This window comes from Flavobacterium sp. (assembly GCF_029242675.1).
GTDB lineage: Bacteria > Bacteroidota > Bacteroidia > Flavobacteriales > Flavobacteriaceae > Flavobacterium.
The window spans coordinates 1-11,986 of the sequence record NZ_JAQWTM010000030.1 but is presented as its reverse complement, the minus strand read 5'-3'; the positions used below and the strand labels follow the sequence as shown (position 1 = coordinate 11,986).

The 11,986-nt window shown below is 33.4% G+C and carries 8 protein-coding genes; 6 read left to right on the top strand and 2 right to left on the bottom strand.

Annotated elements, in window-relative coordinates; translation table 11 throughout:
- The 4 genes from P8M54_RS01030 to P8M54_RS01015 form a co-directional block, all read left to right on the top strand.
- Window positions 1-3,725, top strand: a 3,725-nt coding sequence (locus tag P8M54_RS01030) for a translocation/assembly module TamB domain-containing protein (RefSeq protein WP_300283970.1), incomplete at its 5' end; no start/stop codon positions are given.
- A 367-nt stretch (window positions 3,726-4,092) separates the two neighbouring features.
- The gene (gene pfkA, locus P8M54_RS01025; protein ID WP_300283968.1) at window positions 4,093-5,079 is read left to right on the top strand and encodes a 6-phosphofructokinase; all 987 of its coding nucleotides are present in this window, start codon (window positions 4,093-4,095) and stop codon (window positions 5,077-5,079) included.
- Window positions 5,080-5,143: 64 nt separating this feature from the next.
- Window positions 5,144-6,148 carry a type I glyceraldehyde-3-phosphate dehydrogenase gene (gene gap / locus P8M54_RS01020; protein ID WP_300283966.1) on the top strand — a complete coding sequence of 335 codons (1,005 nt, stop codon included), beginning with the start codon at window positions 5,144-5,146 and terminating at the stop codon, window positions 6,146-6,148.
- Between the two features lie 119 nt (window positions 6,149-6,267).
- Window positions 6,268-7,119, top strand: coding sequence for an N-acetylglucosamine kinase (locus P8M54_RS01015; protein WP_300283964.1), 852 nt, complete (start codon window positions 6,268-6,270; stop codon window positions 7,117-7,119).
- A 91-nt stretch (window positions 7,120-7,210) separates the two neighbouring features.
- Here P8M54_RS01015 and P8M54_RS01010 read toward each other — a convergent pair whose 3' ends face one another.
- Together P8M54_RS01010 and P8M54_RS01005 are read right to left on the bottom strand one after the other, a co-directional pair.
- The gene (locus P8M54_RS01010) at window positions 7,211-7,591 is read right to left on the bottom strand and encodes a RidA family protein (protein ID WP_300283962.1); all 381 of its coding nucleotides are present in this window, start codon (window positions 7,589-7,591) and stop codon (window positions 7,211-7,213) included.
- A 47-nt stretch (window positions 7,592-7,638) separates the two neighbouring features.
- Window positions 7,639-10,389, bottom strand: a complete 2,751-nt coding sequence (locus tag P8M54_RS01005) for a putative LPS assembly protein LptD (RefSeq protein ID WP_300283960.1) — start codon at window positions 10,387-10,389, stop codon at window positions 7,639-7,641.
- 79 nt (window positions 10,390-10,468) lie between these two features.
- Between P8M54_RS01005 and P8M54_RS01000 the strand changes: the two genes are divergently transcribed.
- Both P8M54_RS01000 and P8M54_RS00995 read left to right on the top strand, forming a co-directional pair.
- Window positions 10,469-11,548, top strand: coding sequence for an N-acetylmuramoyl-L-alanine amidase (locus P8M54_RS01000; protein WP_300283958.1), 1,080 nt, complete (start codon window positions 10,469-10,471; stop codon window positions 11,546-11,548).
- Window positions 11,549-11,621: 73 nt separating this feature from the next.
- Window positions 11,622-11,986: N-acetylmuramoyl-L-alanine amidase (locus tag P8M54_RS00995; RefSeq protein ID WP_300283972.1), on the top strand; the 365-nt coding region annotated here is incomplete at its 3' end.

Below are 11,986 nucleotides of genomic sequence, written 5' to 3'. Positions count from 1 at the left end.
TTGATGTTACCTTATATCCTTCTTTAATTGCATCTAACGATATCAGATATTTTTATGATGAGTTAGGAAAAGACTTGTTTTTCACACTAAGCAGTGAAATAAAAGGACCATTAAATAATTTGAATTTTAAAAAACTTAATTTAAAAGATTCAAAAAACACTACGATTATAGGAGCCATTAACTTCAAAAATATATTAGGAAATGCAAGCCAAAAGTTTGCCATGGATGCTGATTTGACCAATCTTCATACTAGCTATGATAATTTACTGGCAGTATTACCTAATGTCCTTGGTAAAAAGCTACCTATTGAAATAAAACGCTTGGGTACTGTTGATTTGGCAGGTACTGTTAAATTAACTGCTCAGTCTATTGCTGCTGGAGTAGATATGAATTCGGATCTAGGTAAGTTACAGTCTGTTTTTACCATGGATGATATTGATTTTATTGATAAAGCCTCCTACAGCGGAAATGTGATTTTGGAAAAATTTGAATTAGGTACCTTTCTAGAAAGAAAAGATTTAGGGATGATTTCCATGAATATTGATGTGGATGGTAAAGGTTTTACCGAAAAATATTTGAATACCGGTGTCAAAGGAGATATTACTAAAATTGATTACAACAACTACACCTATAATAATGTAGTTGTTGACGGATATTTCAAAATACCCAATTATAGAGGGAAAGTGTCGGTTAATGATCCCAATCTAATTATGGATTTCGACGGGTTAATTGACTTAAGTAAGAAGGAAAATAGTTACGATTTTCATATAAAAGTGGCTTATGCTAACTTGAAAAAATTAAAATTTGTTACTGATTCTATCTCTAATTTTAAAGGTGATGTAATAGTGCAAGTGGCAGGAAATACGCTTGATAATTTACAAGGTAATATTTATATAAAAGAAACGCTGTATCAAAATACAAAAGACACTTATGCTTTTGATGACTTTAATATCAACTCCAGTTTTGATGCGGATCGCGTAAGAACGATTACCGTTAACTCTCCTGATATTGCCGAAGGGCAAATTGTTGGTAAATACCAATTCAATCAATTAGGAAACCTTGTCCGAAATTCCATTGGTAGCTTGTATACTAATTTTAAGCCAGACAAAGTCAGTAAAGGGCAGTTCTTAAAGTTTAATTTAACGGTTTACAGTAAGATCATTGAAATCTTTTATCCTGAAATTGCATTAGGGACTAATACTGTTTTGAAAGGGAATATTAATTCAGATATCAAAGAATTTAAACTAAATTTCAATTCACCCAAAATAACCGTAACGGATAATACTTTTGACAATATTAGGGTAGCTATTGATAATAAAAACCCACTTTATAACGCATTTATTGAATTGGATAGCATAAAGACTAAGTATTACAAGGTGCGCGACTTTAGTTTGATTAACGTAACAATGAATGATACCTTATTCTTTAGATCCGAATTTAAAGGAGGTTCTAAGGGTGAGGATTATTTTAACTTAAACTTGTATCATACTATTAATGAAAATAATTATAATGTTGTTGGAATCAATAAGTCCGAACTTAAATTCAAGGATAACCTGTGGTTTTTAAATGAAGAGGACTCTCATGACAACAAAATTGTTTTTGACAAATCGTTTAAGAATTTTAGCTTCGATGATATAATCCTGTCGCATCAAGGACAGGCAGTTTCTCTTAAAGGCAAGATAAAAGATAGGATTAACAAAGACTTGCAATTAAGTTTTAAAGATATTGATTTATTTAAAATAACGCCTGCAAATGATCAGTTTGTTTTTAATGGTAATTTAAATGGTGCCATTAATTTCAAGCAAAATGATAACGTATATAAACCTACGGCTTCCTTAAAAATTGACGGATTAAATATTAATAAAACCGATCTTGGTTTATTAACTTTTGATATTGAAGGTAATCAGAGTTTGGATAAATTTACAATTAACTCATTTTTAGAAAATGATAATTTAGAATCTTTTAATGTTAATGGTAGTTTTGGCATTGTCAACAAGGAAACTATTTTAGATCTAAAAGTTCAGCTAAGTCAATTTAATCTCGGCATTTTAAGTACTCTAGGTAAAGGAGTTTTATCCAATATTCGTGGATTAGTCTCAGGAAATGCTATTGTGAAAGGAAATGTCAAAAAGCCAACTATCAACGGACGTCTTTTTGCTGATAAGGCAGGTTTAACGATTCCGTATTTAAATGTTGATTATGAATTGGGAGAACGATCAGTAATTGATTTAGTCGATGAGAAATTTTTGTTTAGAAGTAACACACTTGCGGATACTAAATTCAAAACCAAAGGACTTTTAAATGGAGTCATTGAACACAATAATTTTGCTGATTGGAAATTAGATTTAGGCATAAGCTCGCGTCGATTGCTAGTTTTAGATACTCAGGATGCTGAGGATGCGGCATATTATGGAACTGCATTTATTAACGGAAGCGCAACAATAACAGGTCCAACAAATGGTCTTTTTATCAAAGTAGCAGCGGAGTCCGAAAGAGGAACTGAAATAAAAATCCCGATCAATTATGCAGAGAGCGTAAGCGAGAACTCTTTTATTCACTTTTTAAGCCCCAAAGAAAAATACAATAGAAAAATGGGGATTGTAGATGATACCCGAAACTACAAAGGTCTGGAATTAGAGTTTGATTTAGATATCACTCCTGATGCCGAAGTGGAAGTTATTTTAGATCGAAATTCAGGCCATGGAATGAAAGGGAAAGGCTTTGGCTCATTGCTATTTAAAATTAATACTTTAGGGAAGTTCAATATGTGGGGCGATTTCCAGGCATACGAAGGAACCTATAATTTTAAATATGGTGGTTTAATAGATAAAAAGTTTGATGTAAAAAAAGGAGGTCAAATTTCATGGGAAGGGAATCCAATGCGTGCACAATTAAATTTGCAAGCGGTGTATAAAACTACTGCAAATCCTGCTGTGCTGCTAGATAACTCGTCTTTTAATAGAAAAGTACCCGTTGAAGTAGTTATTGGTATCCAAGGAGATTTAGCCAGCCCTGAACCTGATTTTAATATTGAGTTCCCAACAGTTAGTAACGTATTAAAATCTGAGATTCAGTACAAACTGAATGATAAAGATGTAAGGCAAACTCAAGCGCTTTATTTACTTTCATCAGGTGGTTTTTTAAGTCAAGAAGGTGTAAGTCAGTCTGATTTTTCCGGTAGTTTATTTGAAACAGCCTCTAGCTTATTGGGTGGTATAATTAAATCAGATAATGATAAATTCAAGGTTGGGTTAAATTACATTTCGGCAGATAGACGAATTGGAAGAGAAACAGACGGTCGAGTAGTAGCCACCATTTCCTCACGAATCAATGAACGAATTACAGTTAATGGAAAAGTTGGTGTACCTTTTGGAGGTATCAATGAATCAGCTATTGTAGGCGATGTCGAATTCCAATACAGGGTAAATGTTGACGGAACGTTGAACTTAAGGCTATTTAATAGAGAAAATGACATCAACTATATTGGGCAGGGTATTGGTTATACACAAGGTGTAGGAATGAGTTATGAGGTAGACTTTGACACCTTTGCAGAACTTGTAAACAAGATTTTTAAAAAATATAAAATAGGAAAGGCTGATTCTACTATTGATCAGTATCAAGATTCTAATCTAGCGCCGGAGTTTATCAACTTTAATAACAGTAAAAAACCGAAACCCGAAACTCCAAAAAAAAATAGTGAAGCTATATTACCGGAGGAAGATTAATTATTACGCCTTTATTATTTATCCATTTTTTTTTAAATCACCGCTGTCGCGGCTTAGTAATAGAATTGCTGATTGCCTCTACTTACCTATAGCGGACTCGTTTACCTCCTGCGTCTTTTTTTACTACATTAATAAGTAATAGTTAATTAGAAGCACAACAGCTTGCGCTTAAATTCAGGTATATTTCGAGAATTGTTAATTTTTACTGAAATAAATTAACTTTTTATGAAAAAACCATCTTTTTTTTGATTTAATCGAAAACTTATCAACGAAAACGTTTGAATTTAAAATAGTTAACTAATTTAAGTATTCACTCATTGCTGAATCCATTTTATGTTTGTTAATTTTACACTTTAATACTTTAATAATGCAAAAAACAATAAAAAAAATAGGTGTACTAACCTCTGGAGGAGATTCTCCAGGAATGAATGCTGCTATTAGATCAGTTGTTCGTACATGCGCTTATCACAATATAGAATGTATAGGAATTTATAGAGGGTATCAAGGAATGATTGAAGGAGACTTCAAAGAAATGGGACCAAGAAGTGTCAATAATATCGTTAACAAAGGTGGGACTGTTCTTAAATCGGCTCGATCGCAGGAATTTAGAACTCCTGAAGGTCGCTTGAAAGCACATGAAAATCTTGTTAAAGCTGAGATTGATGCCTTAGTGGTAATTGGTGGAGATGGAACTTTTACAGGAGGATTGTTGTTTAATACTGAATTTAATTTTCCAGTAATGGGAATTCCAGGAACGATTGATAATGATATTTTTGGTACCAGTCATACTCTTGGCTATGACACGGCTCTTAATACTGTTGTGGAAGTGATCGATAAAATTAGAGACACAGCGAGTTCTCATAACCGACTCTTTTTTGTGGAGGTAATGGGTAGAGATGCTGGTCATATTGCTTTAAATGCAGGAATTGGAGCAGGAGCTGAGGAAATCCTTATACCAGAAGAAGATCTAGGTTTGGACCGACTTTTAGATTCTTTAAAAAAGAGTAAAGCCTCAGGAAAGTCCTCTAGTATTGTTGTTATTGCCGAAGGTGATAAAATAGGTAAAAACGTCTTTGAACTAAAAGACTATGTCGAAGCTAATTTACCGGAGTATGATGTAAGAGTTTCTGTATTAGGTCATATGCAACGCGGTGGTTCGCCTTCCTGTTTTGATCGTGTGTTAGCGAGTCGTTTAGGAGTTAAAGCGGTAGAGTCATTATTAGAAGGTAAATCCAATTATATGGTAGGTTTACAGAATGACAAAGTTAATCTTACCCCATTAGAACAAGCTATAAAAGGAAAATCAGAGATTGACAGAGAACTGTTAAGGGTTTCTGATATCATGTCAACATAAAAAATTAAACAGAGGTATTTTGTACTTCAATTCAATAAAATAGTTAATAGTAAATACAAAAGAAATGTCAAAAGTAAAATTAGGAATAAACGGATTTGGAAGAATAGGAAGAATCGTTTTTAGAGAATCTTTCAATAGAGATAATGTTGAAGTTGTTGCGATCAATGACTTGTTAGATGTAGATCACTTAGCATACTTATTAAAGTATGATTCAGTTCACGGTCGTTTTAATGGTACTGTAGAAGTTAAAGAAGGGCAACTTTTTGTAAACGGAAAAAACATTCGAATCACTGCTGAGAGAAATCCTGCAGATTTGAAATGGAATGAAGTAGATGTGGATGTAGTTGCAGAATGTACTGGTTTCTTCACAACTGTTGAAACAGCGAATGAGCACATTAAAGGTGGTGCTAAAAAAGTAATAATTTCAGCTCCTTCGGCTGATGCACCGATGTTTGTAATGGGAGTTAACCATACTGAAGCGAAAGCTTCTGACTTAATCGTTTCAAACGCGTCTTGTACAACCAACTGCTTGGCACCTTTAGCTAAAGTAATCAATGACAATTTAGGAATTGTTGAAGCTTTAATGACAACGGTTCACGCTACAACATCGACACAAATGACAACTGATGGTCCGTCAAGAAAAGACTGGAGAGGTGGTCGTGCCGCTTCATGTAATATCATACCTTCTTCTACAGGAGCAGCAAAAGCGGTAGGAAAAGTAATTCCTGAGTTAAATGGTAAACTTACAGGTATGGCTTTCCGTGTTCCAACTACAGATGTATCTGCAGTGGATTTAACAGTAAAAGTTGCTAAAGAGACATCTTACGAGGAGATCATGGCTGTTTTGAAAAATGCTTCAGAAACAACAATGAAAGGGATTTTAGGATTTACAGAAGATCTAGTAGTTTCTCAAGATTTTGTAGGTGACTCAAGAACTTCAATCATTGATGCTAACGGAGGAATTGGTTTAAATAGTACTTTTTTTAAAATCATCTCTTGGTATGATAATGAATACGGTTATTCAAGTAAATTAATTGATTTATCGGTATACATTGCAGGATTAAAATAATCTTTATATATTTATGAAGTCCCGTTATCACATTGTAACGGGACTTTTATTTTTAAGTGATAATCTGCTAGATTTTAAATAGAATCATGTAGAAACATACTAAACCAAAACCTAATACAATGAGATTAATAGTTGATAGTGGCTCTACTAAAGCAGATTGGATAGCAATTGATGAAAACGGAAAAGTATTGTTTACAGCGCAAACTTTGGGTTTAAACCCTGAAATCCTAGAAAATCATGAAGTAATTGAACGATTGAATGATCGTTTTGATATTCTTCAAAATAAAAACGAGGTGACACACTTGTTTTTTTACGGGGCAGGATGTGGAACGGATAAAATGAAGATTACGCTGTCACGCGCTTTTCAAGATTATTTCAAAAATGCCATAATATCAGTAGAGGAAGATACCTATGCTGCTGTATATGCTACTACGCCTAAGGGTGAGAAAGCCATTGTATCAATTTTAGGTACAGGATCTAATTGTAGTTATTTTGATGGAAAAGAATTGCATCAAAAAGTACAATCTTTGGGTTACATTGTAATGGATGATTGTAGCGGAAACGTTTTTGGGAAAGAGTTGATTAGAAAGTATTACTTTAATAAAATGCCAAAGGAACTAGCTACTGACTTTGAAAAAGAATACAATCTAGAGCCTGACTTTATCAAAAATAAATTATATAAAGACACCAATCCCAATGCCTATTTGGCAACTTTTGCAAAGTTTTTGATCAAACATAAAGATCATGAATTATGCCGCAAAATAATTTTAAAGGGAATGAAAAGTTTTGTAAAAAACTATATCAAGCAGTTTGAAAACTGTAAAGAGGTTCCCGTTCACTTTGTTGGTTCTATTGCTTTTTATCTAAAAGACGAACTAAAGGAAACCTTTGAGAAATACGATTTGCAATTAGGTACCGTTTTACGAAGACCAATTGATGGCCTTATTGCCTATCATGTAGCCAACAAATAAAGACTTTTAGTATAGAAAGATTAATAGTAAAAAAGCCAAATTATAAATACATATTTATAATTTGGCTTTTGCTATTTAATATGATAGGTGATTACAGTATAGCAATCATTGATATTTCAACATTTACATTTTTTGGTAGGCATGCAACTTGTACCGTTTCTCTTGCTGGCGCTGTACTTTCGTCAAAATAGGACCCGTAAACGGCATTAATTCGAGCAAAATCATTCATATCCATAATGAATATAGTAGCTTTTACCACATGATCAAAAGTCATTCCCGCTGCCTTTAAAACGGCTTCCATATTCTGCATCACTTGCTTTGTTTCTGCTTCAATAGTTTCCGTAATTAACTGATTGGTTACTGGATCGATTGCGATTTGTCCAGAGGTATACAAAGTATCACCTTTTAAAACAGCTTGACTATAAGGTCCAATAGGAGCAGGAGCATTGTCGGTAAAAATTACTTTTTTCATAATATAGGCAAAGGTATTAATTAGGTTATTGTTTGTAATGAATCGTCTTATCGGTTTGTATTTAGACTTCTTTTATCAAATTTAAGATCACTCAAGACACCTGATTTAATTCCGATAAAGAATCCCCAGTTTGCATTAGTTCCAAAAGGCGTCCAGTTGAAATCCATTCTCCAGCTTAGTAAATCACGCTCAAAACGTAGTTGTGTAAACGTAACTCCGTTTTGAACAAAATCATATCCTGTGGAGATTCCAGCTTTCCATTTAGGAGTTAAATCAGCATTGGCAGAAATCATAATGGAGTTTCCTGTGATTTGTTTTTCACGATTGTTGTTCCCGTAAGTCAATGAATAGGCAAATGTCATATCCCAAGGTAATTTAGAATGAAAAAATTCTGAAATCACGTCAGTTCCAGCCTCTTCGCTTCCATCAAATTGACTTCTTCGATTATCATTTAAATTGGTATTACTTCCAAATAAATCATCTTCACGACCACCATTTCTTGTGGTTTGCGAATTTTTATCTTTTGATTTTTTATCGTTTGAAGAACTGGAAATGGAATAGTTTAAAGTCATATTAGCACTTGTCATTCTAAAAAGACTTCCACCGTTATTGATGTTAAAAACATTGATTCTATTTCCGGTATTATCAATTGCATAAGGATCTAAGGTGGTTCCAAAGTTTACATTCATTTTATTTTCAAACAATTGCGTTCCGCCACTAACTCGAATAGGAGCAAATGCTAAACTAGTTACACCATCAGCATTAAGGTTATAACTGGTCGATAGATTTAGATTATTTATTAACATAATTTTCTTAGGCGCTACCTTTGTACTATCAGAGTCTCTCACTTTAGCTTCAAAAGTATTGCTTAAATCAAATCCTAAGATATTGGAATTAGTTATACCTGGAGCACCAAATAGCCCGTTTTCAAACCTACTGTATTGTTTAAAAATGGTTCCTGTAGCATCAGAAGCATAAGTGTCATAATACTTTTCAAAACTAGGTGTATAGGAATAAGAAAAATTGGGACGCATAACGTGTCGAATCGATTGAATTTTCTTATTGTCGCCAAAGTTAAAAGTACCGTAAACCGTGGTCCCTAAACTAGACGAGAATGAATATGTTCTATAGGCATCAAAACCGTTGATAACTTTATCTTCTACAATACTTTTATCAGTATTATAGCCTCTTTGCAAGGTTTTAGCGGTCCAAACTTCGTTGTAATTGGCAGTAGTAGAGGCACTAAAATATTTGAATAACTTAAAATTGGTGCTTATTGGTATGCTGTGCTGCATCCCAATTCTAGCATCTTTAAACATTTGAGGTTTGAAAAATAGGGAATCATTTGTTACTATTTCGTTACGCCCATTTAAGTTGTATTGGAGGTTTATATTTTTTATAAATCCTTTTTTCACGCCATCCTTTCCAACAAAGGGATAAACTCGGTCCACACTTAATTGAAGAGTAGGCAACGTCATATTGATTACCTCCGTTTGTGTGTTTTGTGAATGCGTAGCTGTTAGCGACATTCTTAACTGAGGTATGGTATTAAACGTTTTAGCATAGGATATAGAGGAACTTAAAGTATTATTTAAATTGGATCCTATGTTAGCTAAATTAATGGATGTTTTAAAGTATTTGCTACTTCCTAAATTTACCGATGCTGAGAAAGTGGAATTAGGGTTTGCTTTGGCATCACGAGAGTGAGACCACTGAATATTATAAATTTTCTGTTTTGAATAGTCTGGAAAACCGCGTTCGCTTGTAATTAAATTTTCGAATCTAAAATTAACATTTCCTGAAAAGCTATACTTTTTAGCATACGAGGATTCAAAACGCATACCGTAGCTTCCATTGGTGTAATAATCTCCTGAAACGGTTAAATCATAATGGTCATTTAAAGCAAAATAGTATCCTCCATTTTGTAATGAAAACCCTCTAGCATTGGAATCGTTATAGCTAGGGAGTATGATACCAGAGATACTTGTTTCTTTACTCATTGGGAAATAAGCAAAAGGTAAAGCAATAGGTGTAGGTACATTGGCGATTACCATGTTTGTTAATCCTGTAACTACTTTTTTTCCTGGAATAAATTTTACTTTATTAGTTTGGAAATAATACTCGGGATCTTCAATATTAGCTGAGGTGGTAAAACGTGCGCCTTTTAAAAAGTAAACCGAATCGTTTTCTTTTTTCGTTATAGCTGCTTTAATTTTAAATTCACCTTGGTCTGAGCGGGAATTGTAGATTAGCGCTTTTTTAGTCTTAAAATTAAACCGAATGGAGTCTGGTTCTACAATATTGGTGCCTTGTTTAAAATTTGGATATTGAGAATATTTACCAGTCGAATCCTTCATGCGACCTGCATAAACTTCATTCTTTTCGTAATCCAAAACAATCTTTCCAGCTTTAAGTTCGATGTCTTGATAATAAAGTTCGGCCTTGTCATACAAGGTAATCAATTTATTTTTTTGATCTATTTTAGCATATTGCTCTGCTTTATATCGCACTTTTCCATCTAAAATTGCCTTTTTAGGGCTTTTTTTGATTTTTATAATCGTGTCTGTTGCTTGAATGGTCTTGGTTGCAATCGTATCTTTTGGCTTTGCAGTTGCTTTAACTGCATCAACTTGTTTTATAGTTGTTTGCGGTTTTTTTTGGGACCCTAATTCTTGCGCGTGCAATGTACCACAACCTATTATTAGGAAAAATGATAACAAAACGATATTAAATAAGTTTGTCTGCAAAGGTTTAAATACTATTTTTGTAAAATTATGGCTTGTTTTTTGAAGTGTCAAACTTACAGATTATTTTGTGGCAAAAATAGTCAAATAAAAAAATTAAGTACTAACCTTCTATTAAAATTAACTCTTTAAGATGAAAATCAAATATCATAGTTTTTTTTTACTAACCATTTTGGTGTTGTGCAACAAAACTATAGTGTTCGCTCAGGAAAATCAAAATTTTACAATAATTCTCGATGCAGGTCATGGAGGTAAAGATCCCGGAAATTCCTATCATGGTTTTACTGAGAAAGAGATTGCTCTTAAAACAACGTTAAAAGTAGGTGAGTATTTGGAAAAAATCCCCAATTTTAAGGTAATCTATACGCGCACTACCGATGTTTTTATTGAACTAGCTAACAGACCTAAAATAGCCAATAAAGCTAACGCTAATTTATTTGTTTCTATTCATTGTAACTCAGTGAAGAGTTACCAACCTTACGGGACTGAAACTTTCGTGATGGGACTTTCGCGTAGTGATTTGAATTTAGAAGTTGCTAAAAAGGAGACTTCAGTTATATTATTAGAAGATAATTTTAAGGATACTTATCAAGGTTTCGATCCTAACAAGCCCGAATCGCTAATTGGCTTAACAATTTTACAAGAAGAAAATTTAAATAACAGTATTATTTTGGCTAACGAAATTCAAAATAATTTTACACATACATTGAAAAGGAATTCAAGAGGTATCAAACAACAACCTTTATGGGTTTTGGATGCAGCTTATATGCCTAGTGTTTTAATTGAGCTTGGTTTTTTATCAAATAAAGAAGAGGGGCAGTACCTTGATTCCGATGAAGGGCAAGAGCAAATGGCAGAACAAATTGCCAAGTCAATCGTAGCGTACAATAAGAAATATTATGGTAGTAAAAAAGGCAGTAATAAGGTAGTCGAGATTAAGGATGTTCCTATGGTAAAGCCAGTTGTTAATGCAACAAATACTGATACTAAAACTGTTTTAGGAGGGTATAAAATACAGCTTTTAGCTAGTTCTAAAAATATTCCCTTAATTCCTCGAAACTTTAAGGGATTGGCGGACGTTAAAAGCTCGTATGATCATACTATTTTTAGGTATACTTATGGGCAAACATCGGATTTTGAAGAAGCTAAGTTGTTGCAAGCTCAGGCAAAAAATGCTGGTTTTGTCGATGCTTTTATTGTAATGCCAAACTAATAAAAACACATTTTCTAGCGGTTTTTAATTTGAATCGAATAGAAATATAAAATACATTTTAAAATTGAAAAACATTACAATATATAAAACCGGACTAGTGCTTTTTACTTGTTTTTTAACAAGTGTAAGCTCGTATAGTCAAGGTACTAATTTTAAAGTAGCACTTGATGCTGGGCATGGTGCACACGATTTTGGAGCATCTTACAATGGCCATATTGAAAAAAATATTGCTTTGGCTGTGGTATTAAAAGTGGGTAAAATTTTAGAAGCTAATTCAAAAATTGATGTCATATATACGCGTAAAACCGACGTTTTTATTGATTTAGTCGAAAGAGCAAACATCGCCAATCGAGCTAATGCCTCCATATTTGTTAGTATTCATTGCAATGCCAATAAAAACACGGCCGCTGATGGGACAGAAACCTACGTGATGGGTAT

Coding starts and splice junctions, on each gene's coding strand:
- P8M54_RS01015 (WP_300283964.1), top strand. CDS start 6,268: ATGAGATTAATAGTTGATAGTGGCTCTACTAAAGCAGATTGGATAGCA.
- P8M54_RS01000 (WP_300283958.1), top strand. CDS start 10,469: ATGAAAATCAAATATCATAGTTTTTTTTTACTAACCATTTTGGTGTTG.
- gap (WP_300283966.1), top strand. CDS start 5,144: ATGTCAAAAGTAAAATTAGGAATAAACGGATTTGGAAGAATAGGAAGA.
- P8M54_RS01010 (WP_300283962.1), bottom strand. CDS start 7,591: ATGAAAAAAGTAATTTTTACCGACAATGCTCCTGCTCCTATTGGACCT.
- pfkA (WP_300283968.1), top strand. CDS start 4,093: ATGCAAAAAACAATAAAAAAAATAGGTGTACTAACCTCTGGAGGAGAT.